Genomic DNA, 25,767 nt, shown 5'->3' on the forward strand with positions numbered 1-25,767 from the left:
ATTCCGGCTCAGCGGTCGCGGTGGTCCTCCGGATGCAGTCGCGGGCCGCGGCGCGGCTCGAAGACGCCGCTGAGCAGGATCAACCGCACCACGCGCTGCCGGTGGCCCGCCCACGGCTCCAAGAGCTCCAGCATCCCGTCGTCGTCGACGCGGGAGCCGGTGAGGACGTAGCCCACCTGGTGCGCGAGGTGGAAGTCGCGGACGCTGACGGCGTCGGGGTCGCCGAAGGCCCGGATGCGGGTCTCGGCGCTCGTCCACACGCCCACGCCGTGGAGGCTCGTGAGGACGCGATCGCGGTCGTCGCCGCCGACGGCGGCCTCGGCCGCGCGCACGAGCGAATCGCCGCGGCGTGCCGCCTCGACGATCGTGCGCGACTGCGGCGGCTCGAGTCCGGCCCGATGCCACGCCCACGACGGGATGCGGCGCCAGCCCTCCATCGAGGGCGGAGCGAACATCGGCTGCGGCGTCGGGCCGGGGGCGCGTTCGCCGTACCACGTGACGAGGCGCCGCCACGCGCCGAAGGCCTGCATCCCGGTGACCTTCTGCTCGATGATCGCGCTGACCAGTGCGTCGAAGACCAGATCGGTGCGGCCGATCCGCAGATCGGGGTGCCGGCGCGAGACCTCGGCGATCAGCGGATGCGGTGAGGGGTCGAATCCGTCGGGGTCATCCAGCGCCCCGCACAGCGCGGGGAGCTGCGTCAGCGCCCAGTCGGCCCCGGGTCCCCACGCCGCGGCGCGGATGCCGCCTCCGCCGCTCTCGCGGATGGCGAGGGTCGCGATGCCGTCGGGGGTGCGGCTGACGCGCCAGAGAACGCCACCGACGCTCTGCAGGGTGGGGTCGCCGGCGCCGTGGCGCTGTGCGAGCACCGCGCGACGGATGTCGATCGGGTGGCGCGGCCGATACTCGGCCTCGCGGGCTCGGCCGGGTTCGGGGCGCGGGTCGCGGATCGTGCCGTCTCGCCGGGGGTCGCCGGCGAGCCGCGTGCGCACTCCGCTCGGCCTCATGCCGCCACCCTACGTCGGGCCGCCCCCATCCAGAGCCGCCTGCGGGCGCCGAGAACAGGAGATCTGCCGGTTTCAGGACGGATGACGCGCGGAACGTCCTGTTCTGAGCGAATCTCCTGTCGCGGGAAGACGGGTCAGAAGCGGTCGGGCGAGGGGGTGCCGTGGCCGTAGCGGATGACGACGTCGGCGTGGCGGTCGAAGCGGTAGCCGACGCCGCGCACGGTGCGCACGATGTCTTCGTAGGCACCGAGCTTCGCCCGCAGGCGCCGCACGTGCACGTCGATGGTGCGCTCGCCGGGCGTCTCGTCGTCGGTCGTCCCCTGCCACAGCGACGAGACCAGCTCGCTGCGGTCGATGGTGCGGCCCTCGCGCAGCACGAGGTACTGCAGCAGCTCGAACTCCTTGAAGGTGAACTGGGCCGATTCGCCGTCGAGCAGCACGCGCTTGCGCGAGATGTCGACGACGACGCCGCCCGGGACGCGGTCGACCTCTTCGGGCTCCTGCTTGGTGCGCGCCACGGCGGCGGGCTCGTGGAGCGCGAGGCGGACGACGTCCACATCCCGCCCGCCGGCGCCGGTGGGGGCGAGGGCGACTGTCGCGTAGGTCTGCGCGCTCGGGGCGAGATCGGCGATCGTGCGCCGGATCGCGTCGACGAGCACGTTGAGGCTGACCCCGTCGGCGGCGGCCTTCACCTCGTCGAGGCCGACGTAGAGGGCGAACCCGCGGGGCGCGGTGCCGGGGGGGAGGTTGCGCGACGCGGGCGCCGGCTCGGCAGGGGTCGCGTCGGTGGTCGGCACGGCGTGGAGGTGGCGGACGGGGGCGGGGCGGTCGAGGAGAGCGGGAGTCGACATGGAAGTGGTTGTCCTTGCGGAAGGAACCCGGGCGATGGCGGCGGGTTCGGATGCTGCGGGGAGGTGGGCCGGTGTCGGCCCGGGAATCGAGTTCTCCGGGTACGCGGGATCGCCACGAGGCCCAGTGTTCTCGGGGGACGTCATCGCTCGTCGTTCAGAGGATTCGAGCGGCGTCCGGCGGATTCACCGTGTCAGCGACACATTCGACACGAAACAACGCGGCCGGCCATCATCATGGCGGCAGTCCCGTTCGCCTCCCAGGCGGACAGAGAGCGTGCGTTGTCAGTCATGGGGCCGATTATGTCCGATTGCGTCGAAGTGCGTCAAATGAGGACTGCCCGCGGCGGCGTATATGACGAACTGTGACGACCCCCGGCATCGGCCGCTCGACGGCATCGGGAGGGCGTGGGAGCGGTCCCGTGTAGGCTTCCGCGGATGACGACGCACTCCGCCGCAGGCAACGCCGACTACCGCGATCGCGGCCTCGTGTTCCCCGCCGGATTCACGTTCGGGTCGGCGACGGCCTCGTACCAGGTGGAGGGCGCCGCGACCGAGGACGGCCGCGGCCCCTCGATCTGGGACAGCTTCAGCCGCACCCCCGGAAAGGTCTGGAACGGCGACACCGGCGACATCGCGTGCGACCACTACCACCGGTGGGAGGCCGACCTCGACCTCATGGCAGAGCTCGGGCTCGGCGCATACCGATTCTCGATCGCGTGGCCGCGCGTCATCCCCGCCGGGACCGGCGCCGTGAATCCCGCGGGGCTCGACTTCTACTCGCGGCTCGTGGACGGGCTCCTCGAGCGCGGGATCCGCCCGGTCGCCACGCTGTACCACTGGGACCTCCCGCAACCGCTGGAAGACGCCGGCGGATGGCCCGCCCGCGCGACCGCCGACGCCTTCGAACGGTACGCCGAGGTCGTCGGTGGGGCCCTCGGGGACCGCGTCCACACGTGGACGACGCTGAACGAGCCGTGGTGCTCGGCGTACCTCGGCTACGGGCAGGGCGGGCACGCCCCCGGGAGGCACGAGCCGGCGGCGGCCCTCACCGCCGTGCACCACCTCAACCTTGCCCACGGCAGGGCGATCCAGGCACTGCGGGCCACCTCCACGGGCGACCCCGAGTACTCCGTGACGCTCAACTTCCACGTCGCCCGCGGGCGAGGCGACCGCGCGGACGAAGCGGTGCGCCGCGTGGATGCCCTCACCAACCGCGCGTTCACGGGGCCGATGCTGCGCGGCGCGTACCCGGCCGACCTGCTCGAGGACACGGCATCCGTCACCGACTGGGCCTTCGTGGCAGACGGCGACCTCGCCACGATCGCCCAGCCCCTCGATGTGCTCGGGGTCAACTACTACTCGACGGTGACCGTGCAGATGTGGGACGGGGTGTCGCCGAAGCAGCAGCACGACGGACACAAGGCCGCACCGCGGGGCACGGCGTGGCCGGGGAGCGACGGTGTGCTGGAGTTCCTCGAGCCGCCGGGTCCGTACACGGCGATGGGCTGGAACATCGCGCCAGAGGGTCTCGAGGAGCTGCTGGTGTCGCTGCGCGGGCAGTTCCCCGATCAGCCGCTCATGGTGACCGAGAACGGCGCCGCGTTCGACGATGTCGTCGAAGGCGACGGATCGGTGCGCGACGCCGAGCGTCTCGATTACCTCCGTCGTCACTTCACGGCCGCCCATCGCGCGCTCGCCCGTGGCGTCGACCTGCGCGGCTACTTCGTGTGGTCACTGCTCGACAACTTCGAGTGGGGCTACGGCTACGCCAAGCGGTTCGGGATCGTGCGGGTCGACTTCGACACGCTCGAGCGCACCGTGAAAGACAGCGGCGCCTGGTACGCCCAGCTCGCGCGCACGGGGGTGCTGCCGGACTGACGCGCCCCGAACGCGCCCGTGGCAGGGTGGAGCGGTGAAGCTGCGGGTGGTCGGGGTGTCGGGGGCGGGCAAGACCCGGCTCGCGCGCTCGGTCGGCGCGGCCCTGAGACTGCCGGTCCTCGAGCTCGACGCGGTCTTCTGGGACGCCGGATGGGTCCAGCGCGACGTCGATCAGGCGCTCGCGCGCGTCCGCGACTTCGTCGCTGCGCATCCGGAGGGCTGGGTGATCGAGGGGAACTGGAGCTCGAAGCTCGCCGGGCTGCTGGACCCCGGCACCCCGGGCGGCGCGGACGCGTGGGTGTGGCTGGACTACCCGCGCCCCGTCGTGATGCGCCGCATCGTCGCGCGGACGCTCCGGCGGGGGCTCACGCGCGAGGAACTGTGGCACGGCAACCGCGAACGCCCTTCGGGCTGGCTGCGGTGGGATCCGGAGCGCAACGTCGTGCGGTGGGCCTGGGTGCAGCATCCGGTTCTGCGGGAGCGGATGCTGCGGCGTGCGGCTGCCGGGGAGCCGGTGGTGCGCCTGCGCAACCCGCGTGCCGCCGAGGAGTGGCTCGCCGGTTTGGGGCGCTGAATGTGGTTCGGGGCGACCGATGAGCGCCCCGAAGCACATCCCGCGCCCCAAAACCGGGGATGGACCCGGGGACGAACCGGGGATGGGCCCGGGGACGAACCGGGGATGCCCCGGAGGAGCGAAATCGCGCCGGGAGGGCGGCACGGGCGTAACCTGTCGTCGTGACCGAACTCCGCTTCACCGACGAGAAAGACGCCTCGCGGTACACCCTGCACCGCGGGGACGATCTCGTGAGCGTGCTCGATTACCGCGACGACGGGCGCACCGTGGCGATGACTCGGGCGTACACCATCCCGACGTTCCGCGGCCACGGGTACGCCGCCGAGGTCGTCGAGCGCGCCATCGCGCAGCTCGAGGCGGCCGGTGACCGCGAGGTCATCCCGGTGTGCTGGTACGTGGCCGACTGGTTCCAGGCCCACCCCGAGCGCGCCGGCATCCTGCACGCGCGTCGCTCCGCCTGACGTCCACATGGAAGACCTCTTCACGGCCGTCGCTGTCGCCTTCGAGACGATCGGCGCCGTGTCGATGGCCCTCGGCTTCGTGCTCGCCGTGATCCTCAGCATCCGCGCGTTCACCCGGCGACAGGGCGGTGCTGCGGCGTTCTCGGTGCTGCGGACGACGCTGGGCGGCGCGATCCTCCTGGGCCTGGAGGTGCTCGTGGCCGCCGACCTCATCCGCACCATCACGCAGAAGCCGTCGCTCGAAGACGCGCTCATCCTGGCCATCATCGTGCTCATCCGCACCGTGCTGTCGATCTCCATCCAGATCGAGGTCGACGGCGTCCTGCCATGGCGTCGGGCCCTGCTCACGAGCGGCGCGCAGGTGGTCGCCGGCGCCGTGACGCGCGATCGCGCCGCCTCCCGCGGCGAATAGACCGCCGGCCCCCGGCCGTCAAGCCCCTGCATCATCGCTCGCGTCCCGTCAGGGTGGGAGCAACGGAAGGAGCACGTCATGGACGAGCGCGATCTACCCGAGGGCGTCATCGACGCCGACCCGGCCGGCGGCTGGGAGAGCGGGAGCACGGCCGACGGTGAGACAGCGGAGCAGAGCGCGGATGCAGCCGGCTCGCCGGCGCTGACCGACGACGGGTCACCGGCCAACGTCGAGGGCGCGGCGGACGGCGTCGAGAGCGACGTGCCGACCCAGGGGATCGACCCCGACCTTTCGACGGACGAGGAGGCCTGACGTGTCGGACGCGAACGAGCCCGAGCGGGCGGACGAGGGCGCCACCGTCGAGCACGGCGAGGGCAGCGGCGCCGACACGGTCCAGGGCGGTGCCGTCGGTCCCGACGCCGGTGCCGGCGCGGGGACCTCGTCGACGGGCACGCAGGACGCCCCCGCCATGGACATGCACGACACCACCGACGAGGACCGTATCGCGGGCGTCGTCGCGCAGACCCGCCTGGACGTCGGCGACGCGTCGGAGGAGCGGATCCTCGACGTGCTCCGCCAGCGCTTCGACGACATCGGTCTCGAGCCCGGCGACGACCGCGTGCGCGCGCTCGCCGCCGAGATCGCGCACCGCTGACCCGCGGCATCCGGTGCCGGCGGCGGCGCGCTGCGCAACTCCTCAAGATTGGTGCGATGGCGGGCCGAAGCCCCCGGGATTCCGCGGCGCGCCGGCGACGCCGACCCGATCTTGAGGAGTTGGGACGACTACGAGGCGACGAAGGCGCGGATGAGGGCGACCGCGGCCGCGGCATCCCGGATCAGCGTCTCGTGTCCGCGGTCGGGAATCTCCTCGAGGCGCCCGTCGGGGACGCCGTCGGCGACGAAACGGCACCATTCCCTCGGGCAGACCGGATCGTCGGCGCCCCGCAGCACGAGGGTGGGAACGGCGACGCGCGCCAGCGAGTCCTCGGGCCGGTGGGCGAGCATGGCCCGGAACTTGCGGCGCAGGTGGGGCCCCGCCCGCAGATACTCACGCGCGCCGGCGAACAGCACCTTCGGGTGCTCGTCCCGCAGGTCGCGGGCGAGCCGTGCGATCTGCGGGAGAGGTCGCCGCGCGGCCCGGTCGACCGTGGGCGCGACCAGCACGAGGCACGAGACGAGCCCCGGATGCCGCGCCTCGACCTCCAGCGCCACCTGCGAACCCAGGGAGTGGCCGATCAGCACCACCGGGCCGGGAACGCGCGTGACGAGGTAGGCCGCGACGAGGTCGGCCATGCGCTCGATCGTGGGGGTGCGGGACGGCTCCGGCGCCTCGCCGTAGCCGGGCAGGTCGACGGCGATGACGTGGCCGTGCCGGCGGAGGAGCCTCGCGGCGTCGGCGAAGACGCTGCGGCCCATGCCGATCCCGTGGACGAGCACGAACGTCCGCTCCCCGGCTCCCGCCGCCTCGGCCACGAGCACGGACCCGTCATGCGAGAACGACGACACGGACGCGGTGTCGCTCAGTTCGGGTTCCACCCTGCGACGCTATCGAACGCGGCGGCTCTGGATCGCGGCGGCGCCCGAGCGTACGGTGGGCGCCATGTGCCGCAACATCCACACCCTCCACAACTTCGAGCCGGCCGCCACGAACGACGAGGTGCACGCCGCCGCGCTGCAGTACGTCCGCAAGATCGCCGGGACGACCAAGCCGTCGAAGGCCAATCAGGCCGCATTCGACCGCGCGGTGGCTGAGATCGCCCACGCCACGGGTCACCTCCTTGCCGACCTCGTTGCCGTGGCTCCCCCGAAGAACCGCGAAGAAGAAGCCGCGAAGGCGCGTGAGCGCGCCGAGCGCTCCGGTCGCTATGCGCCCCGGGTGCCGGCGGCCTCCTGAGCCGCCGTGGCCTCCCGTCTTCGCCGCGCGTACCTCAGGCTCCTCAACCGCACCCTCAACCCGATCACGCTGCGCGCCGCACGGCGCGGCCGTGGACCGTTCTCGCTCATCCGGCATGTGGGGCGCAAGACCGGTCGCGTGTACGAGGCGCCCGTCATCCTCGCCGACAGCGCCGGCGGACTCGTCGCCGAGTTGACGTACGGCGACACCGTGAACTGGTACCGCAACATCCGTCACGGCGGCGGCGAGGTCGTCCATCGCGGCCGGCCGTACCGCATCGTGTCGGTCGAGCCCCTCGAGCGCGAGGCAGGACTGCGGGCTTTCTCGCCCGTGCAGCGGACGGTGCTGCGGATGCTGCGCCGGCGCGAGTTCCGCCTGCTCCGGGTTGCGCCGATGGGCTGAGGGTGCGGGTCCGGCGGGCGTCAGCCGGCGGGGCGGAGCTCCTCGCCGACGACCGTCGCGAGGTCGTCGCCGAACGTGTAGGTCGCCGCGATCGAGCCCCCGGCCAGGACGGCGGGGAGCCACCGTGCGGCGTCATCCCACATGCGGTCGAACGGGATGTCGGCGGTGGCGAACCACGCCGGCACGATCTCCTCGGTCTCGACCGGCTCGCCGTCCCAGCGCCGGCACGTGAAGACGTGCGAGCGCTGCGACCACGCCGGGCGCGTGGGGAAGAGGTAGTCGAGCACGCCCGCCGCCTCGAGATCGGCGGCGTCGATGCGGAGCCCCGTCTCCTCGTGCACCTCCCGGACCGCGGCCTCGCGCACGCTCTCGCCGGCTTCCACCTTGCCGCCGATGCCGACGACCTTGCCGAGACCGAGGCCCGTGCGCTTGTAACCGAGGAGCACCTCGTCACCGCCGTCCGCCCGCGCGCGCAACAGGTAGACGACGCACACCCCGGGCAGATCCACGATCCGAGGCTAACCCGGCGATGTTACGGGTGGATGGCGCGGCTGGGCGCTCGCTCTCGGCGAACCGCCCGTGCGCTTTCGCGGCGATGTCGGCGGGGCGACGTACCGTGGCGGCATGCGCATCCTGCACACCTCGGACTGGCACATCGGGCGGTCGTTTCACGGCCACGCCACCCTCGATGCGCTGCGCGGCGTGCTCGACGCGATCGTCGCCCAGGTGCGCGAGCATCGCGTGGACGTCGTGGTGCTCGCCGGCGACGTCTTCGACTCCGCCGCGCCGTCGCCGGCGTGCTACACGCTGCTGACCGACGCGCTGAGCGCCCTCTCCGACGCGGGAGCGCGCATCGTGGTGACCAGCGGCAACCATGACTCCGCCGCCCGCCTGGGCTTCCAGGCGGCGCTGCTGCGGGAGGGCATCGCCGTGCTCACCGACCCCCGCGGTGTCGGCATACCGGTGACAATCGACGATGCCGACGGACCCGTGCACTTCTACGGCATCCCGTATCTCGAACCCGCCGTCGTCCGCGCGACGTGGGAGGGGACCGACCTCCGCAGCCAGGCGCAGACGATGGCGCACGCGATGACACTCGTCCGCGCCGACATGGCGGTCCGCGGCGGCCGGTCGGTCGCGATCGCGCACTGCTTCGCCGCCGGCGTCGAGGCGACACCCGGGGTCGAGCGGGAGATCCGGCAGGGCGGTCTCGACGTCGTGCCGCTGTCGACGTTCGACGGACCCGACTACGTCGCCCTCGGCCACATCCACGGTCGCTCTCAGCTGTCCGAGCGCGTGCGCTACGCAGGCGCCCCGCTGCACTACAGCTTCGGCGAGGCCGACAAGCCGCGCGGATCGTGGCTGGTCGACCTCGGGCCCGACGGGCTCGCGGCTGTCGAGTGGCTGCCGCTTCCCCTCCCACGACGGCTGGTCACCGTGCGCGGCACACTCGACGAGCTCCTCGCCCACCCCCGGTACGCCGAACACGAAGACGCCTGGGTGTGCGCCCAGTACACCGACGCCACACCGCAGAGCGACCCGATGCGGCGGCTGCTGCGTCGCTTCCCGTTCTGCGCGACCGTCCAGCACACGCCCGAGGGCCTTCCCGTCGCCGACGGTCTCGACTACGCCGAGCGCGTGCGCGCCGCGCACGACGACGTCGAGCTCTTCGACGCCTTCCTCGCGCACGTCCGCGCCGGCGAGGGCGCGACCGACGACGAACGCGCCCTGATCCGCGAGGTGCTCGACACCCGCACGCTCACCGAGGCGAGCCGATGAAGCTGCACCGCCTCGAGCTCGAGGGCTTCGGGCCGTTCCGCGAGCGCCAAGCGGTGGATTTCGACGCGTTCGCCGACGACGGCATCTTCCTCATCGCCGGCCGTACCGGCGCGGGCAAGTCCAGCGTCCTCGACGGCGTGTGCTTCGCGCTGTTCGGCGGCGTCCCCCGCTACGAGAACGGCGAGCGGCGCCTGCGCAGCGACCACTGCGACCCCGACGACCTCACCGAGGTCTCGCTGGAGTTCTCCACCGCGGGCCGCCGGTGGCGAGTGACGCGGTCGCCCGAGTACGAGCGCGCCAAGAAGAACGGGACAGGCCTCACGACGCAGTCGCCGCAGGCGCTTCTCGAGGTGTGGGGCGACGACACCTGGGTCGGGGTGGCTGCACGGCCGCGCGACGTCGGCGAGCGGCTCGACGAGATCGTGGGGCTCTCCCAGCAGCAGTTCCTGCAGGTCATCCTCCTCGCCCAGAACCGCTTCGCCCGGTTCCTCCTCGCCCGCAACGACGAGCGCCAGGCCGTGCTACGCACGCTCTTCGGCACGCGCACATACGAGCAGTACGCCGACATCCTCGACGGCCTGCGCAAGGAGGCCTCCCGCGCCCTCGAGTCGGTCGATGAACGCGTCCGGATGCTGCTCGACGAGGCCGAACGCGCCGCCGCGACCGCCGGTCTCACCGGCGACGAGCCCGTGGACGACGGCGACCTCCCTGCCCGGCTCGGCGAGGCGGTGCGAGTGGTCGAGCGCGCTGCGTACCGCGCCGAGGCGGCCGCGCACGAGCAGGCGCGCGCGGACGCGGAGCTCGACCGGATGCTGGCGCGCGAACGCACCCTGGCAGCGCTCGCCGAGCAGCAGCAGCAGCGTCTCGACGCCCGCGCCCGGCTGGCCCTGCTCGACCTCGATGCGCCGGCGATCGCCGAGGCGCGCGAGGTCCTCGCCGCCGCGCGGTCGGCGGAGGAGCTCCGCGGGGCGCTGGAGAGCGTCGAGCGCACCAGGGCCGTCGCCGACCGTGCCGACGCCGCGGCCGCCGCGGCCGTGGCCGCGTGGCTCGCCGCCGGCGAGTCGGCCGCCGCACCGCGGGCTCTCCAGCGCCGTGACGACCAGCTCGCCGCGATCATCGCCGCGTGCGACGCCGCCCTCGCCGCCGATGCCGAGCTCACCGAGGCGGAGGCGGAGCTCGCGGCCGCATCGGTCTCGGCGACCGAAGCCGACGAGGCGATCGCGATCCTCGACGAGCAGCGCGCCATCGTCCCCGCGACGCTGGAGAGACTCGCCGCGCAACTGGCAGCGGTCGCCGCCGCGCCGGCGCGGCGTGAAGGTGCGGCCGCGGCGCTCGCGCAGGCGAGGCAACGTCGCGACGCCGCCCGCGAGGCGGAAGATCTCGTCGCCGCCCTCCGCGACACGGAGCGCGAGATGCTGGCTCGCAGCACGGAGCTCGCCGCGAGCACCACCCGCCACACCACGCTTCTGCAGCGCCGCCTCGCGTCCTCTGCCGGCGACCTCGCGGCGGGTCTGGTCGACGGCGAGGCCTGCCCCGTGTGCGGCGGCACGGAGCATCCGCATCCGGCGGCGCCCACCTCCGACCCGGTGACCGACGCTGATCTCGACGACGCCGCGCGCGCCAAGGAGGCCGCGTGGGAGGCCGATCGCGTGGCCGCTGAGGCCTTCGAGACCGCGCGAGCGGCGCACGCCGCGGCGGCTGCGCGCGCCGGCGGGGTCGACCTCGCCGCCGCCGAGAGCGCGCTCGCCGAAGCCGAGACGTCGCTGACCTCGATCGAAGCGGATGCCGCGTCCGCCGAGCGTCTGACAGCGGAGCGCGATGCCCTCACCGCCGCCGACGCGGCGGCGGCCGAGGCGCGGACGACGCTCGTGGCCGACGCGGCGCGGCGGCGGCAGGACGCGGCGCTGGCCGCGCAGCGCGTCGCCGCGCTTCGGCAGCGCGTGGACGAGGCGCGGGGCGACGCGCCCACCATCGGCGAGCGGCGCTCCGACGCCGAGCGCCGCCGCGGGCTTGTCCGCGCGGTGCGCGACACGGCCGCGGAGGCGGCCGTCCATCGCCAGGTCGCGGCCGACGCCGCCGCCGACCGCGACGCGCGGCTCGCCGTGTCCCGCTTCGCCGACGTCGGTGAGGCGCGGGCGGCGCTCCGCAGCACCGCCGAGCGCGCGGCGCTTGACGAGCGGATCCGCGCGCACGACGCCGCCGACCGTGCCGACCGTCAGCGCCTGCTCGAGTTGGAGCTCGCCCTCGCCGACCAGCCCGACGCGCCGATCGACCTCGCACCGGTGCGCGCGGAGGTGGCAGCCGCCCGCGCGCACGTGACCGCGGCCGCGGAGGCGCGAACGCGCGCCACCGGCGACCTCGCCCACCTGCGCGACCTCGCCGAGAGAGCCGACGCGACGCACCGCAGCGTCTCCGAGGCGAGCGCCCGCGCGGCGGTCGTCTCCCGGCTGGCGAACACCGTGGCCGGACGAGCGCCGAACACCCATCGGATGACGCTCGAGGCGTTCGTCCTCGCCGCCGAGCTCGAGGAGATCGTCGCCGCGGCGAATCTGCGACTCGCGGCGATGTCATCCGGTCGATACCGGTTGCAGCACTCCGACGCCGTGGCGGCGCGAGGGGCGTCGTCGGGTCTCGGACTGGAAGTGCTCGACGCGTTCACGGGTCAGGCCAGGCCGCCGCAGTCATTGTCCGGGGGCGAGACGTTCCTGGCTTCTCTGGCGCTGGCGCTCGGACTCGCCGAGGTCGTCACGGCCCGGGCGGGCGGCATCCGGCTCGACACCCTCTTCGTCGACGAGGGCTTCGGCTCTCTCGACGACGAGACGCTCGACCTGGCCATGCGCACGCTCGACGAGCTCCGCCAGGGAGGGCGCACCGTGGGAGTCATCAGCCATGTCGCCGCCATGAAAGAGCAGATCCCCGCTCAGCTCGTCGTCTCCGCCGGCGCCGCGGGGCCGAGCATCATACGGCAGGGGAGCGCCGTTCCCGCCTGAGCATCCGGCGGACGCTCGCCCGGAGTAGCCTGTCAGGAATGTCCGACGCGCCAGCTTCTCGTCCCGCCGACGGTGCACCGCCGGTCACACGCGACATCGAGCTTCCGCCCTCGCACCGCTGGCGCGCGTACTGGATCGCCGTGTCGGTAGCGGCGCTGACGATCCTCGATCTGACGAAGGTCAACGTCGCTCTTCCGTCGATCGAGACCGCCCTCTCGGCCGGGCCGACGGAGCTTCAGCTCGTCGTCTCCGGCTACATCCTCACGTTCGGTCTGGTCCTCGTTCCCGCCGGTCGCCTCGGCGATCTGCGCTCGCGCCGGCTGCTGTTCATCTCGGGCTGTCGCTGTTCGTGCTCACGAGCCTGGGCTGCGCGCTGGCGCCCGACGCCGGGCTGCTCCTCCTTTTCCGCCTGCTGCAGGGGGTGGCGGCGGGCATCCAGATGCCGCAGGTCCTCGGCCTCGTGCAACAGCTGTTCGCCGGAGCGGAACGCGGGCGGGCCTTCGGTCTCTTCGGCGCGACCATCGGCATCGCCACGGCGTTCGGCCCCACGCTCGGCGGCCTCCTCATCGCCGTGGGGGGCGCGACCGACGGATGGCGCCTGATCTTCTGGATCAACGTGCCGCTGGGCATCCTCGTGCTGATCCTCGCCGCGTGGTTCCTCCCGAACACGCGCACGAAGTCCTCCCGCCGGCTCGACCTCGATCCCGTCGGCGTCGTCCTCTTCGCGCTGGTCGTGCTGTCGCTGATGTGGCCGTTCCTCTTCACGACCGGCTCGCCGGACGACGACCCTCGACGCTGGTGGCTGTTGGCGGCATCCGCGGTCTTCGTCGCTCTCTTCATCTTCTGGGAGCGGCGGTACGGGGCCCGCGGGCGATTGCCGCTCATGCCGTTCCAGATCTTCCGCGCCGGGTCGTTCCGCAACGGCGTCCTGGTCTCGTCGACCTACTTCGCCGCCGCCCCCGCCATGTTCCTCCTCGGCACGCTGTACCTGCAGACGGGCCTCGGGCTCGAGCCGGTCTACGCCGGAATGGTGACGATCGGCTTCGCCGTCGTCTCGGCCTACTCGTCGTGGCTCGGCGGGTCGCTGGTCAACCGGTTCGGACGGCCGCTCGTAGTGTGGGGGCTCGCCGGAATCCTCGTGACGGTCCTCGGCCTCGTCGCCGTCGTGCTCTACACCGACCCGGCCTGGACGGCATGGGCGATGGCGGGGGTCATGGTCGTCGGCGGCTTCGCGGGCGGCCTCGTGATCGCGCCCAACCAGACGCTCATGCTGGCCGACATCCCAGTGCGCGAGGGCGGTGTCGCCGGCTCGATCGGCCAGCTCGGTCAGCGCATCGGCACCGCGGTGGGCACGGCGGTGGCGCTCGCGCTCTTCTATGCCACGGTGTACCGCGAGCAGGGCGACGAATCCGATCTCGTCGTCTTCCACGACGCGTACGCCTCGGGCATGATCGCCGTGGCGGTCTTCGTCGGCCTCGCCCTCATCGCCGGTGTCGTCGACCTCGCCTCGCGCCGTCGGAACGGCGAGCCGATGACACCCGTGGATCAGACGCCGTAGACCTCGCGGACGTGCGCGCGCAGCTGGCGTGAGCACTCGATCACCGCCACATCCCAGAGCTCCGTCGCGCCGTCCTGCGCGCGGTCGGAGATCGCCTTGAGGATGCGGATCGGCACGCCGAACTGCGCGGCGACCCAGGCGTACGCGTAGGACTCCATGTCGACCATGCGCGCGCCGAGCGAGCGGATGGTGGCGACCGCGGCGGCGTCGTCGACGAAGTGGTCGCCCGTGGCGATGGTCACGCCCTCCCACGACAGACTCACGCGCGTGGGCAGGGCGATGTGCTGCCCGAGCACGCCGTCGAGGTCTTTGACGTCGTGCTGCACCGTCGCGTCGATGTCGTACACGCCCGGCTCGAGATCGGGGTCGATCGCCCCGGCGGTACCGACGACGACGATCTCGTCGTACGCCGATGCGTCGAGCGCGCGCGTCAGCGCATAGGTGGCGCGGAGCTTCCCGACGCCGGTGAGCAGGCGATCGAAGCCGGCGATCTCGGGTTCGAATGCGACGAGTTCGGACTCATGGGCGGCGACGAGAAGTCTCACCCCGCCATTGTGCCGTCTCCGCGGCTCAGCCGCCGCCGAGGATCCCGATCACGCCGCTGATGAGCATGTAGCCGCCGATCGCGCCGACGACGATCCAGATGCCGATCCGGGCGGGGGTGACGCCCTTCTTGGGGTCGTTGTCGAGAGGGGGCACGGAGTCCTCAGGGTCGGACGAGCACGAAGACGGCGGCGGCGAGGGTCAGCACCCCGCCGGCGAGGCCGATGGCGCCGACGATCGGGCCGCCGCCGAAGAGGAAGGCGGCCACGCCCAGCGCGAGGAACACCGCGCCGAGCGCGATCCCCACGATCGGGGCGACCCGCAGACGGCGGGCGGCGTGCTCCTCTTCCATCCCGCCAGGCTACCGGTTCGCCGATTCGGCTCTGCCCACCGGCCCCCGGATCGTCGCGAGTCTGGTTCGTGCCCAGACGTGACCGGTCGCCCGCCGCTCCGAGCGCGTGGTGAAGCGGTAGTGGTACGAGTCCACGCGCAACCAGGCCGGTCGTCGTCCCTCGAACGGATCGTGGGCGAGCAGGCGCAGCATCCGCGGATCGGCGTCCAGGAGGCGCGCCAGGAACTCCTCGAACCAGTCGTCGAGCGAGCGGCCCAGGGGGAGGAACCACATCAGCCAGTCCAGGCGCAGGTGATACGGCGCGATCTGAGGGGGGATGCGGGACACATCGCCGGGCTTGCCGCGGAACGCGTATTCGAGCCAGACGGCGTCGCGGTCGGCGGGATCATCGGACTCGGTGCCGACTATCACGTACTCCACCCGCCGGCGTGTCACGGTTCCGAACGCGCCGTAGGCGTTGGCGAGGTTCCAGCGGTTGAAGGCGGCGTTCATGAGCTGCCGCCGGGCGGTCAGGTTCCGAAGCGCCGGCCAGCTGATCACGGCGTAGGCGATGGCCACCGCGAGGGTGACCCAGAGCCAGGGCAGCGGCAGCACGGCCGCGGGGGCCGCCCCGGGCAGCCCCACGGCCGAGAACGCGACGATGATCGTGAGGACGTTCAGCCACGCGAAGTTGCCGGTGGCGACGAGCCACAGCTGCGTGGCGATGACGACCGCCGCCGCCGCGGTGCCGATCCACACGAACCCGTCCCAGGGGATCCAGACCCGCAGAGCGGGGACGAAGAGGAACCACGGCACGACGAGTTGCGAGAAGTGGTTGCCGAGCACCTCCCATTCGTGGAACCAGCGGGGGAGGAGGTGCGCCTGCCTGCTGAGCGGCCCCGGCATCGGCTGGGTCTCATGGTGGAACGTCAGCGCGCTGAGGTCGCGCCACTCCGCGCCGCCGCGGATCTTGATCATCCCGGCGCCGAACTCGAGGCGAAACAGCAGCCACCACAGCAGCACGACGACGACGGTGGGGGGCGGCGACGCGGACGACCCCAGGAAGCCGGCGAGGAAGCCCGCCTCCAGCAGCAGCATCTCCCATCCGAAGCCGTAGAAGGTCTGACCGATGCTGACGACCGACATGTAGGTCGCCCACACGAAGAGGAAGCACACGAGCGGCACCCACGGCGGCGCGAGCTGGGGGAGCCCGGCCACGAGGGCGAGGGCGACGGCGATCCCCGCGACGCAGATCGCGGTCAGACGGCGGTCGGAGTAGGGCCACCAGCGGAAGATCGTCGGATGCAGCAGCCGCCGCGCGCGCTTCGACGAGCGCGCCCACGCCAGCAGCCGCGGCGCGGGGGACAGTCCCCGTTCGCCCAGCAGCGCCGGGAACTGCGCGATCGTCGAGACGAAAGCGACGACGTACACGGCCGCGACGCCCCGCTGCACGACCTCACGCCCGAAGACGTAGGCGACCGCCGCGAACCCGTCCATGGGCCCGAGGGTAGAGCGCTCCGACCTCGGGCGCACGTGGGTTGCGTGCACGCCCGCGCGCTTGCCGAGCCGCTCCGGCGCGGGTGTCGTACCGTAGAACATGGCGCATTCATCCAGAACCGGAACCATCGTCGCGATCGTCGGTACCAGCTCGGACGACGCGCTCGACACGCTGGAGGGGCTGCCGGGCGTGGAGACCCTGAGCCTCCACGGCACCGAGCCGGCCCTGGCCGCGCGGCGCATCGCCGCGGCGACGACCCCCTGGATCGTCCACGACGCCGACCCCCTCGAGCACGTGGCCGCAGCGTGGGTGGAGCTCTACGAGGAGCGCGCGACGCTCGGAACCCTCGAAGTGGAGGTGGAGACGACGCTGGCCGACTTCGAGGCCGGCCGCGCCATCATGCCCGACTACTACGTCGTGCTCGACCCCGACCAGGCCGACGCGACGTGGCGGCACTGGTGGCTGGGCGCGCTCGGGCACCGTGCCCCTCGCCGCATCCTTCCCCTCGCCGCGCCGTCATCGCCCCGGGACGCGGCGTTGCGGCGTCTCCTGACGGCGCTTCCCACCTCGCGGCCCTGGCCGGAGCCGTCGTCGTGGCTGCCGGGGCTGCCGTTCGACATCCCCGACCGCGTCGGACTCCACGAGTCATAGCCGCTTCCCGGTCAGCGAGACTGCACCCCCGCCACGAGACAGCCGACGACGGACGCGGTCTCGTGGCGCAGATGGAGTTTCGCGGGGGGACGGGGCGACGGGGCGACGCGGGTCAGCGGGGGAACACGTCGGGCAGAGCGGCGTGGAGCTCGTCGAGCCACACGCGCGCGTTGCCGTCGGATGGCGCGCGCCAGTCGCCGCGCGGCGACAGCGAGCCCGCCGGCGACACCTTCGGCCCGTTGGGGATGGCCGAGCGCTTGAACTGCGCGAAGGCGAAGTAGCGCTGCAGGAAGACCTCGAGCCACTTCGCGATCGTGGGGAGGTCGTAGGCGTAGCGCTTGTCCTCGGGGAACCCCGGCGGCCATTCGCCCGCCTCCGCCTCCCGCCACGCGGAGTAGGCGAGGAACGCGATCTTCGACGGCCGGAATCCGAAGCGCAGGATGTGGTGGAGCGTGAAATCGTGCAGGGCGTAGGGGCCGATGCGGTCCTCCGTCGACTGCATCTTGCCGCTCGCGTCCGCAGGCACGAGTTCCGGGCTGATCTCGGTGTCGAGAACCGCCTGCAGCACGTCTTTCGCCTCGTCGACCTCGCCGGCGGCGATCACCCACCGGATGACGTGCTGGATGAGCGTCTTGGACAGCCCGACATTGACCGCGTAGTGGCTCATGTGGTCGCCGACGCCGTACGTCGCCCACCCCAGGGCCAGCTCCGACATGTCGGACGTGCCGATCACGAGTCCGCCGTGGTGGTTGGCCAGACGGAACAGATAGTCGGTGCGCAGTCCCGCCTGCACGTTCTCGAAGGTCACGTCGTGTACCGGCTCCCCCTTGGCGAAGGGGTGGCCCAGCTGCTCGAGCATCTCCTGCGCGGCGGGGCGGATGTCGATCGTCTCGATCGAGGCGCCGAGGGCCTCCGCCAGCGCGATCGCGTTGCTCTTCGTGCCCTCGCTCGTGGCGAACCCCGGCATCGTGTACGCGAGGATGTCGCTGCGCGGCCGACCCATCCGATCCATGGCGCGGGCGATCACGAGGAGGGCGTGCGTGGAGTCGATGCCCCCGCTGACCCCGATCACGGGCTTGGGCTGCCCGATTGCCGTGAGTCGCTGCTCGAGACCGGACACCTGGATGTTGAACGCCTCGTAGCAGTCCTGTGCCAGCCGCGCCGGGTCATCCGGGACGAACGGGAATCGATCGAGGGGTCGCCGCAGGCCGATCGCCCCGGCGGGAGGCGTCAGCACGAAGTGCACCGTGCGGAAGAACGGCTCGTCGGTGCGGCGGTTGTCGTCGAAGGTCCCCTGCCGGAGGCGATCCTGACGAAGCTTGTCGAGGTCGACGTCGACGACGCTTCGTCGCGGACCGTCGGGGAAGCGCTCGGTGGTGGCGAGCAGCTGGCCGCCCTCGTAGATCATCGTCTGCCCGTCCCAGGACAGGTCGTTCGTCGATTCGCCCTGACCCGCCGCGGCGTAGGCGTACGCGGCGAGGCAGCGCAGCGACTGCGATGAGGCGAGAAGGTTCCGGTCATCGGCCCGGCCGATGGTGATGGGGCTGCCCGAGAGGTTCAGCAGCACCGTGGCGCCGGCCAGCGCGGCACGGGAAGACGGCGGAACGGGGACCCACATGTCCTCGCACACCTCGGCGTGCACCACGAGCCCGGGCACGTCGAGGGATGCGAACAGCAGGTCGGGCCCGAAGGGTGCCTCGACGTCGCCCACGCGGATGTCCTCGCCCGCCTGATCGTCGCCGGCGGCGTACCAGCGGCGCTCGTAGAACTCGCGGTAGTTCGGCAGATACGACTTCGGCGCGACTCCGAGGAGCTCGCCGCGGTGGATGACCACCGCGCAGTTGTAGAGCCGATTGCGGTGCCGCAGCGGCGCCCCCACCACGAGCACCGGGAAGAGCTCGACGGATGCCTCGACGAGCCGGCCGATCGCGGCCTCCACCGCATCCAGCACCGGGTCTTGCAGGACGAGGTCGTCTATCGCGTATCCCGTGAGACACAGCTCGGGGAAAAGCGCCACCGCGACGGCGTCCTGGTCGCACTCGCGGGCGGTGGCCAGCACCGCGTCCGCGTTCGTCACGGGGTCGGCGATCGCCACCGGGATGGTGCAGGCGGCGACGCGTGCGAACCCGTGCCGGTAGGCGTTGTCGAAGGCAAGGCTCTCGCTCACGCACCCATCCTGGCAGGTGGCCGCGCCGGCGGCATCCGGGGTTGACCGCGTGCGCGGCGAGGTCGGAGGGCCCGGTTAGGGTCGGATGCGGAAGGGGAACATGCGGTACATCGAGAGCGAGGCCCGGCTCGTCTGGAGCGCGAGCGACCTGAAGGCGGCCGCGGAGTGCGAGTTCGCGTGGCTGCGCGCCATCGACGCCAAGCTGGGGCGGGTCGCGGCGGTCGAAGATCCCGACGATCCCACTCTCGAACGCGCGGGGCGCCTGGGCACCGCCCACGAGCTGGGGGTGCTCGCCGAATACCGCGTCCGTTACGGCGGGGGCGTCGTGGAGATCCCCGAGACGCGATCATCCGACGCCGCGGCGCTCGCCGACGCGGTGGCTTCGACGCGCAGGGCGCTGGAGTCCGACGCCGACGTGATCTATCAGGCAGCCTTCGCGACCGAGGAGTTCGTGGGCTTCGCCGATTTCCTCGTGCGCCCTTCGGCAGGCTTCGGGACCGGGAGGAGAGGGGCATGGCTGGTGCAGGACACCAAGCTCGCGCGGCATGCCCGCGTCACCGCGCTCATGCAGCTTGCGGCATACGTCGAACAGCTCGACCGCCTCGGTGTTCCGCGGTCCGACCGGGTCGAGCTGTTGCTGGGCGACGGCACCGTGAGCGAGCACGCCGTCGACGACCTCCTGCCCGTCTTCGAGTTGCGACGGGCGCGGCTGCGCGCGCTCATCGCCGATCGCCGCATCGATCTCGGTACGGCGGGGGAGCCCATCGCGTGGGGCGACCCAAGGGGCGAGCTCGCCGTGGTCGCGTGCGGGCGATGTGCGACGTGCGAGCTCGAGGTGGTCGCCTCCCGTGACCTGCTGCTCGTGGCGGGGATGCGCCCCGTCCAACGCGCGCGGCTCCTCGCCGCCGGCATCCGTACCATCGACGCCCTCGCCGACGCCGACGAGGCGCCGTCGGCGATGAGCGCAGACACGTTCGCGTCGCTGCGCACGCAGGCGCGGTTGCAGTTGCGAAGCCCCGCGCCCGCGGATGCCGCGGAGCCGGTGGTGCCGGTCTACGAGGTCGTCGAACCTCGCGCACTGGCCGCACTTCCCCGTCCCGATCTCGGCGACCTGTTCTTCGACTTCGAGGGCGATCCGCTCTACACAGAGGGCAGCGGAGCGCACTGGGGGCTGGACTACCTCTTCGGCTGGGTCGACCTGCGCGAGCAGTACTCCACGCTCTGGGCGCACGACTTCGCCGCGGAGCGGGCGGCGCTGGAGCGCTTCCTCGATCTGGTGGCCCTCCGTCGTCAGCAGCATCCCGACATGCACATCTACCATTACGCGCCGTACGAGCCGACGCACCTGCTCACCATGGCGGCGCGGTACGGCGTGCGGGAGGCCGACGTCGACCGGCTGCTGCGCGAGGGCGTGTTCGTCGACCTGTATCCGATCGTGCGGCGTGCCCTCCGGGTCGGATCGAGGTCGTACTCCATCAAGAAGCTCGAGCCGCTCTACATGGGCGACGAGGTCCGTACGTCCGACGTGCAGCGCGGCGACGACTCGATCGTGAAGTACGTGCAGGCGCGAGCCCTCGCCGCCGACGGCGACACCGACGCCGCCGAGGCCATCTTCGGCGATCTCGCCGATTACAACCGGTACGACTGCGTGTCGACGCGGCGCCTCCGCGACTGGCTCGTCGACCGCGCGCGCGAGGCGGGACTGGTGCCCGCGCGGGGCCTGGAACCCGAAGAGGTGGCATACGCCGAGTCGCCGCGCGCACTGGCGCTGCAGCGGTGGGCCGCCGACGCCCCCGAAGAGGAGGCTGCCGCGCTGCGGCTCGGGGCCGCCGCGATCGATTACTACCCGCGCGAGGCCAAGTCGTTCTGGGCCACGCACTTCCTGCGTCTGCGCGAACCCGTCTCGGTGTGGGAAGACACGCGGGACGTCGTGATCGTCGACGCCGGCCGCTCGCGTGTCGTCACCGACTGGCACTTCCCCGAAGAGGGCCGCGGCGGAGAACGGCGGATCCTCGAACTGCGCGGAGACATCGCGCCCGGAACGCGGCTGAGTGCCGGCGGGGAGCCGTTCGCGGTCTACGAGCTGCCGATGCCCTTCCCCTATCAGCCACGGCCGCGGTGGATCCACGGCACCAAGTGGGTCCGGGTGGTCGAGGTGCTCGACGACGGCGCGATCGTGGAGGAGACCGCCGTCGACGGCGCCACGTGGACGGAGCTGCCGATCGCCCTCACTCCCGCTGCGCCGCCTCGCGCGGGCAATCAGCAGGCCGCGATCGACGCGTGGGCGGATGCGGTGCTGGCCGCGTCGCCCGTCCTCCCGTACGACGCCGCGACCGACATCCTGCTGCGCCGTCCGCCGCGGACGCTCTCCGCCGGCCTGACGCCGTCAACGGGCGACGACGTGGCGGCGATCGTCCGCAGCGTCGCCGACCTCGACGGCAGCTACCTCGCCGTGCAGGGGCCGCCGGGGACGGGCAAGACCTACGTCGGTTCGCACGTCATCGCGCGGCTGGTCGCCGAACGCGGGTACAAGATCGGCGTCGTGGCGCAGTCGCATGCCGTCGTGGAGAACATGCTCGAGCGCGTGGTCGCGGCGGGGGCGCCGGCATCCCTCGTGGGGAAGACGCCGAAAGACCCCGACGGCACGCCGTCCTTCACGCCCCTGCCGCGCAACGGGATCGCTGCCTTCACCGCAGAGCACGCCGCCGGCGGGTATGTCGTGGGCGGCACCGCGTGGGACTTCAGCCACGAGGGCCGCATCCCCCGGGGAAGTCTCGATCTCCTGGTGATCGACGAGGCGGGCCAGTTCTCCCTCGCGTCAACGATCGCGGTGTCCCTCGCCGCCTCCCGCCTGCTCCTGCTCGGCGATCCGCAGCAGTTGCCGCAGGTGAGCCAGGGCACCCACCCCGAGCCGGTCGACACCTCCGCGCTCGGCTGGGTCATGGACGGTGCCGAGGTCGTGCCGCCCGAGTACGGCTACTTCCTCTCGCGCACTTGGCGCATGCACCCTCGGGTGGCCGCGCCGGTGTCGGTGCTGTCGTACGAGGGGAAGCTGGCGTCGCATCCGTCCACGGCGCTGCGCAGCCTCGACGGGATCGAACCGGGCGTCCACCCCGTGCCGGTGCGCCACACCGGCAACGCGACGTGCTCACCCGAGGAGGCCGCCGAAGTCTCCCGGATCGTCGCCGATCTCGTCGGCCGCACCTGGACATCCACCTCGGTCGACGACGAAGGAGCGGCGCGCACCCTGCCGCCGCGGGCCCTGCGTCCGGACGACATCATCGTCGTGACGCCGTACAACGCGCAGCAGGTCGCCGTGGAGGAGGCGCTCGCCGACGCCGGTCTCGCCGATGTCCGGGTGGGCACCGTCGACCGGTTCCAAGGTCAGGAGGCGGTGGTCGCGATCGTGTCGCTCGCCGCGTCATCGGGGCGCGATGCGCCGCGCGGACCGGAGTTCCTGCTCCTGCGTAACCGCATCAATGTCGCGCTGTCGCGCGCGATGCAGGCGGCGTACCTCGTCTACTCGCCGGGTCTGCTCGACGACCTGCCGCGCACTCCGGAGGGCGTCACCCGTCTCAGCGCCTTCGCGCGCCTCGTTTCTGCCGTTCGACTTGCGTGAATCGGCTGCCTCGCTCGCGCGAATGGCAGCCGATTCACGCAAGTCGGGTCAGACGGTGCCGTAGAGGCGGTCGCCGGCGTCACCGAGGCCCGGGACGATGTAGCCCTTCTCGTTGAGCCGCTCGTCGAGGGCGCCCAGGACGAGGGTGACGTCGCGGCCGTCGACCTGCCGTTCGATCGCCGCCACGCCCTCCGGGGCGCCGAGGAGGCAGATCGCCGTGACGTCCTGCGCGCCGCGCCGGAAGAGGAAGTCGATCGCGGCGCCGAGCGATCCGCCGGTGGCGAGCATCGGGTCGAGCACGAAGCACTGGCGGTCGCTGAGGTCGTCGGGAAGGCGCTCGGCGTAGGTCGAGGGCTCGAGGGTCTCCTCGTTGCGCACCATCCCGAGGAAGCCCACTTCGGCCGTCGGGAGGAGCTTCACCATGCCCTCGAGCATGCCGAGACCCGCGCGCAGGATGGGCACGACGATCGGCCGGGGCTCGCTGATCTTCACACCGACCGTCGTGGTGACCGGTGTCTGGATCTCGTGCGGCTCCACCCGCACGGCGCGGGTCGCCTCATACGCCAAGAGGGTGACGAGCTCCTCGGTGAGCTGACGGAACACCGGCGAGGGTGTGCGGTGGTCCCGCAGCACCGTGAGCTTGTGGGTGATGAGGGGGTGGTCGGCGACGTGCACACGCATAGGCTCAATCTATCCGCTCGACCCCGTTCCCACCTCGGAGCCGCATGACCATCCAGCCCGCCGACGCGCGCGCCATGCGCCGCGCCCTCGTGCTCGCGAGGGAGGCCGGCGCCGACGGCGACGTCCCCGTCGGTGCCGTGGTCACCGACGCGGACGGCGCGATCATCGGCGAGGGGCGGAACCTCCGTGAGCTCACCTCCGACCCGACGGCGCACGCCGAGGTGGTCGCGATGCGCGCGGCGGCGGCATCCGTCGGATCCTGGCACCTCGCCGGGTGCACGCTGATCGTCACGCTGGAGCCGTGCGCGATGTGCGCCGGCGCTGTGCTGCAGGCGCGTCTCCCGCGGCTCGTCTTCGGGGCGTGGGACGACAAGGCCGGGGCGGTCGGGTCGGTCTACGACATCGTGCGCGACCGTCGGCTGCCGCACCGCGTGGAGGTTCTCGCCGGCGTCGAGGCCGAGGCATCCGCCGCCCTCCTCCGCGATTTCTTCGGCAGCCGGCGTTAGTCCCCCGTCGACTCGCCAGCAAACGCGCGTTTTTCGCGTGAAATCACGCGCTTTCTGGCGACTCGACCGGATGCTGGCGCGGGAGGTGCGGAAGGACCTCGCTCCCGAGGAACTCCAGCTGGTCGAGATCGCGAAGATCCATGAGCTGGAAATACACGCGCTGGGCGCCCAGGGCTCGCAGCCGCTCGACCTTCGCCACGATCTCGTCGCGGCCGCCGGCGACGTTGCCGCCGTGCGTCCGGAAGTCGGCGAGGTCGCCGCCGATGGCTGTCGCACGCCTGCGCAGATCCGCCTCCGACGCTCCCGCGAGCGTCGGAGTGGCCACCGAGAGCTTCAGGGTGGCCGGGTCGCGTCCGAGGTCGTCGCAGGCCGCCCGCACGCCCGCGAACTTCTCGGCGACCACATCCTCGGGGACGAAACCGATGTTGAACTCGGTCGCGAAGCGCGCCGCGAGCGCAGGCGTGCGCCTCGGGCCGCCGCCGCCCACGATGACCGGCATGCGCTCCTGGACGGGCTTGGGGAGGGCGGGGGAGTCCTCGATCGTGTAATGGGTGCCCCGGAAGCCGAATCGCTCGCCCACCGGCGTCGACCACATGCCCGTCACGATGGCCAGCTGCTCCTCGAGAATGCCGAAGCGCTGGGCGGGGAAGGGGATGCCGTACGCGCGGTGCTCGCGTTCGGCCCATCCCGTGCCCAGGCCGAACTCCACGCGCCCGCCCGACATCTGGTCCACCTGCGCCACCTGCACGGCGAGCACGCCCGGCCAGCGGTGCGTCGCCGACGACACCAGGGTCCCGAGACGGATGGTGCTCGTCTCGCGTGCGAGCCCGGCCAGCGTGGTCCACGCATCCGTGCCGCCGGGGAGCGGATCGCCCTCGCCCATCCGCAGATAGTGGTCGGAGCGGATGAACGCGTCGAACCCGAGGCGCTCCGCTGCCAGCGCGAACGCGAGCTGATCGTCGTACGAGAAGCCCTGCTGGGGCTCGGTGAAAACGCAGTACTCCACGTTCCCAGTCTGTCAGCCGGGGACGGGGACGTCGCCGACGGCCGCGCGGTCGACGTCGGGCTCCAGATAGATCACACGCGCCACCGGCACCGCGGCCCGGATCCGCTGTTCGACGATGTCGATGCGATCCGCCGCCCCGGCGAGCGTCTCACCGGCGGGCAGGGCGATCTTGGCCGCGACCAGCAGTTCGTCGGGCCCGAGATAGAGCGTCTTGATGTGGATGACCCGGTCGACCTCCGGCCCGGCTTCGATGGCGCGGACGATGCGGTCGTGGTCGGCATCCGTCGCCCCCTCGCCGACGAGGAGGCTCTTGGTCTCGATGCCGAGCACGATCGCGACGAGAACGAGGAGGGATCCGATCGCCAGCGTCCCGATCGCGTCGAAGAGCGAATTGTGCGTCAGGGCGGTGAGCCCGACGCCGGCCAGCGCCAGGACCAGGCCGATCAGCGCGGCGACGTCCTCGAGGAGGACCACCGGGAGCTCCGGTGCTTTGGCGCGGCGCACGAACGACACCCATGACTGGCCCGGCTCACGGACGTGATTGCTCTCTTTGATGGCGGTGCGGAGCGAAAAGGACTCCAAGCCGATGGCGATCACGAGCACCACGATCGGAATCCAGACGTTCTCGAGCTCGTGAGGGTGGTTCAGCTTGTCGATGCCCTCGTAGATCGAGAACAGGCCTCCGACCGAGAACAGGATGATCGAGACGACGAACGCGTAGACGTAGCGCTCGCGACCGTATCCGAAGGGATGCTCCCGATCGGCGCGGCGCTTCGCCCGCCGCCCACCCAGCAGGAGCAGGAGCTGGTTGCCCGAGTCCGCCACCGAGTGGATCGCCTCGGCCAGCATCGACGCCGAGCCCGACAGGAGCCAGGCCACGAACTTCGCCGCGGCGATCCCCATGTTCGCAAGGAACGCGGCGATGATCGCCCGTCCGCCACCGGATGCACTCATATCCG

General features: G+C 72.1%; 25 protein-coding genes and 1 pseudogene. 14 read left to right on the forward strand and 12 right to left on the reverse strand.

All coding sequences use genetic code 11. The features are described 5' to 3' along the window. Nucleotides 1-8: 8 nt before the first annotated feature. A complete protein-coding gene (locus tag ACTU3I_RS06530; RefSeq protein WP_442924849.1) occupies nt 9-1,007 on the reverse strand; it encodes a DNA-3-methyladenine glycosylase family protein in 999 nt (332 codons plus the stop codon). Between the two features lie 134 nt (nt 1,008-1,141). Further along, a complete protein-coding gene (locus tag ACTU3I_RS06535; RefSeq protein ID WP_442924850.1) occupies nt 1,142-1,858 on the reverse strand; it encodes a winged helix-turn-helix domain-containing protein in 717 nt (238 codons plus the stop codon). A gap of 435 nt (nt 1,859-2,293) precedes the next feature. On the opposite strand from ACTU3I_RS06535, the gene ACTU3I_RS06540 reads away from it, so the two are divergent. From ACTU3I_RS06540 to ACTU3I_RS06565, 6 genes are all read left to right on the forward strand, one after another. Beyond that, nucleotides 2,294-3,736: a GH1 family beta-glucosidase gene (locus tag ACTU3I_RS06540; protein ID WP_442924851.1), complete on the forward strand. Its 1,443-nt coding sequence runs from the start codon at nt 2,294-2,296 to the stop codon at nt 3,734-3,736. A gap of 34 nt (nt 3,737-3,770) precedes the next feature. Further along, nucleotides 3,771-4,310, forward strand: coding sequence for a toxin (locus ACTU3I_RS06545; RefSeq protein ID WP_442924852.1), 540 nt, complete (start codon nt 3,771-3,773; stop codon nt 4,308-4,310). A 161-nt stretch (nt 4,311-4,471) separates the two neighbouring features. After that, on the forward strand, nt 4,472-4,771 hold the full coding sequence (locus ACTU3I_RS06550; protein ID WP_442924853.1) for a GNAT family N-acetyltransferase: 300 nt from the start codon (nt 4,472-4,474) through the stop codon (nt 4,769-4,771). A gap of 7 nt (nt 4,772-4,778) precedes the next feature. After that, nucleotides 4,779-5,183 carry a DUF1622 domain-containing protein gene (locus ACTU3I_RS06555; protein WP_442924854.1) on the forward strand — a complete coding sequence of 135 codons (405 nt, stop codon included), beginning with the start codon at nt 4,779-4,781 and terminating at the stop codon, nt 5,181-5,183. Between the two features lie 78 nt (nt 5,184-5,261). Beyond that, a complete protein-coding gene (locus ACTU3I_RS06560) occupies nt 5,262-5,495 on the forward strand; it encodes a hypothetical protein (protein WP_442924855.1) in 234 nt (77 codons plus the stop codon). Nucleotide 5,496: 1 nt separating this feature from the next. After that, the gene (locus ACTU3I_RS06565; RefSeq protein ID WP_442924856.1) at nt 5,497-5,838 is read left to right on the forward strand and encodes a hypothetical protein; all 342 of its coding nucleotides are present in this window, start codon (nt 5,497-5,499) and stop codon (nt 5,836-5,838) included. A 128-nt stretch (nt 5,839-5,966) separates the two neighbouring features. Here ACTU3I_RS06565 and ACTU3I_RS06570 read toward each other — a convergent pair whose 3' ends face one another. Beyond that, a complete protein-coding gene (locus ACTU3I_RS06570) occupies nt 5,967-6,719 on the reverse strand; it encodes an alpha/beta fold hydrolase (protein ID WP_442924857.1) in 753 nt (250 codons plus the stop codon). A gap of 64 nt (nt 6,720-6,783) precedes the next feature. Between ACTU3I_RS06570 and ACTU3I_RS06575 the strand changes: the two genes are divergently transcribed. Beyond that, complete coding sequence (locus ACTU3I_RS06575; protein WP_442924858.1) at nt 6,784-7,077, forward strand: DUF2277 domain-containing protein; 294 nt, start codon at nt 6,784-6,786, stop codon at nt 7,075-7,077. Nucleotides 7,078-7,083: 6 nt separating this feature from the next. Further along, on the forward strand, nt 7,084-7,479 hold the full coding sequence (locus ACTU3I_RS06580) for a nitroreductase family deazaflavin-dependent oxidoreductase (RefSeq protein ID WP_442924859.1): 396 nt from the start codon (nt 7,084-7,086) through the stop codon (nt 7,477-7,479). A gap of 20 nt (nt 7,480-7,499) precedes the next feature. Here the strand turns inward: ACTU3I_RS06580 and ACTU3I_RS06585 are convergent, their stop codons facing one another. After that, nucleotides 7,500-7,988 (reverse strand): 8-oxo-dGTP diphosphatase, encoded by a 489-nt coding sequence (locus ACTU3I_RS06585; protein WP_442924860.1) that lies wholly within the window; start codon nt 7,986-7,988, stop codon nt 7,500-7,502. Nucleotides 7,989-8,103: 115 nt separating this feature from the next. Between ACTU3I_RS06585 and ACTU3I_RS06590 the strand changes: the two genes are divergently transcribed. The 3 genes and pseudogenes from ACTU3I_RS06590 to ACTU3I_RS06600 all read left to right on the forward strand — a co-directional run bounded on the left by ACTU3I_RS06590 (nt 8,104) and on the right by ACTU3I_RS06600 (nt 13,806). Next, on the forward strand, nt 8,104-9,258 hold the full coding sequence (locus ACTU3I_RS06590) for an exonuclease SbcCD subunit D (protein ID WP_442924861.1): 1,155 nt from the start codon (nt 8,104-8,106) through the stop codon (nt 9,256-9,258). Then, nucleotides 9,255-12,248 (forward strand): AAA family ATPase, encoded by a 2,994-nt coding sequence (locus tag ACTU3I_RS06595; protein WP_442924862.1) that lies wholly within the window; start codon nt 9,255-9,257, stop codon nt 12,246-12,248. The genes ACTU3I_RS06590 and ACTU3I_RS06595 overlap by 4 nt, the downstream gene beginning before the upstream one ends. A gap of 38 nt (nt 12,249-12,286) precedes the next feature. Further along, nucleotides 12,287-13,806: pseudogene (locus ACTU3I_RS06600) on the forward strand (MFS transporter). On the opposite strand, the gene ACTU3I_RS06605 reads toward ACTU3I_RS06600, so the two are convergent. The 4 genes from ACTU3I_RS06605 to ACTU3I_RS06620 are packed head-to-tail and all read right to left on the reverse strand — an operon-like array spanning nt 13,794 to nt 16,177. Beyond that, a complete protein-coding gene (locus ACTU3I_RS06605) occupies nt 13,794-14,351 on the reverse strand; it encodes a 5'-methylthioadenosine/S-adenosylhomocysteine nucleosidase family protein (protein WP_442924863.1) in 558 nt (185 codons plus the stop codon). The pseudogene ACTU3I_RS06600 and the gene ACTU3I_RS06605 overlap by 13 nt on opposite strands. A gap of 25 nt (nt 14,352-14,376) precedes the next feature. Continuing rightward, nucleotides 14,377-14,505: a hypothetical protein gene (locus ACTU3I_RS06610; protein WP_442924864.1), complete on the reverse strand. Its 129-nt coding sequence runs from the start codon at nt 14,503-14,505 to the stop codon at nt 14,377-14,379. A gap of 7 nt (nt 14,506-14,512) precedes the next feature. Continuing rightward, nucleotides 14,513-14,701: a hypothetical protein gene (locus tag ACTU3I_RS06615; protein WP_442924865.1), complete on the reverse strand. Its 189-nt coding sequence runs from the start codon at nt 14,699-14,701 to the stop codon at nt 14,513-14,515. A 9-nt stretch (nt 14,702-14,710) separates the two neighbouring features. After that, on the reverse strand, nt 14,711-16,177 hold the full coding sequence (locus tag ACTU3I_RS06620) for a lipase maturation factor family protein (protein ID WP_442924866.1): 1,467 nt from the start codon (nt 16,175-16,177) through the stop codon (nt 14,711-14,713). Nucleotides 16,178-16,277: 100 nt separating this feature from the next. Between ACTU3I_RS06620 and ACTU3I_RS06625 the strand changes: the two genes are divergently transcribed. After that, the gene (locus ACTU3I_RS06625) at nt 16,278-16,829 is read left to right on the forward strand and encodes a hypothetical protein (RefSeq protein ID WP_442924867.1); all 552 of its coding nucleotides are present in this window, start codon (nt 16,278-16,280) and stop codon (nt 16,827-16,829) included. A 112-nt stretch (nt 16,830-16,941) separates the two neighbouring features. On the opposite strand, the gene ACTU3I_RS06630 is transcribed toward ACTU3I_RS06625, so the two are convergent. Beyond that, a complete protein-coding gene (locus ACTU3I_RS06630) occupies nt 16,942-18,996 on the reverse strand; it encodes an NAD(+) synthase (protein WP_442924868.1) in 2,055 nt (684 codons plus the stop codon). A 100-nt stretch (nt 18,997-19,096) separates the two neighbouring features. On the opposite strand from ACTU3I_RS06630, the gene ACTU3I_RS06635 reads away from it, so the two are divergent. Continuing rightward, nucleotides 19,097-22,615 carry a TM0106 family RecB-like putative nuclease gene (locus tag ACTU3I_RS06635; RefSeq protein ID WP_442924869.1) on the forward strand — a complete coding sequence of 1,173 codons (3,519 nt, stop codon included), beginning with the start codon at nt 19,097-19,099 and terminating at the stop codon, nt 22,613-22,615. Nucleotides 22,616-22,663: 48 nt separating this feature from the next. Here the strand turns inward: ACTU3I_RS06635 and upp are convergent, their stop codons facing one another. Next, complete coding sequence (gene upp, locus ACTU3I_RS06640; RefSeq protein WP_442924870.1) at nt 22,664-23,296, reverse strand: uracil phosphoribosyltransferase; 633 nt, start codon at nt 23,294-23,296, stop codon at nt 22,664-22,666. Between the two features lie 44 nt (nt 23,297-23,340). Between upp and tadA the strand changes: the two genes are divergently transcribed. Further along, on the forward strand, nt 23,341-23,802 hold the full coding sequence (gene tadA / locus ACTU3I_RS06645; protein WP_442924871.1) for a tRNA adenosine(34) deaminase TadA: 462 nt from the start codon (nt 23,341-23,343) through the stop codon (nt 23,800-23,802). A gap of 43 nt (nt 23,803-23,845) precedes the next feature. Here tadA and ACTU3I_RS06650 read toward each other — a convergent pair whose 3' ends face one another. Next, entirely contained in the window at nt 23,846-24,808 is a 963-nt protein-coding gene (locus ACTU3I_RS06650) for an LLM class F420-dependent oxidoreductase (protein WP_442924872.1), read from the reverse strand. A 12-nt stretch (nt 24,809-24,820) separates the two neighbouring features. Beyond that, nucleotides 24,821-25,762, reverse strand: coding sequence for a cation diffusion facilitator family transporter (locus ACTU3I_RS06655; RefSeq protein ID WP_442924873.1), 942 nt, complete (start codon nt 25,760-25,762; stop codon nt 24,821-24,823). Between the last annotated feature and the right edge of the window lie 5 nt (nt 25,763-25,767).

Origin of the sequence: Microbacterium sp. RD1, assembly GCF_052220165.1 — a bacterium.
GTDB lineage: Bacteria > Actinomycetota > Actinomycetes > Actinomycetales > Microbacteriaceae > Microbacterium.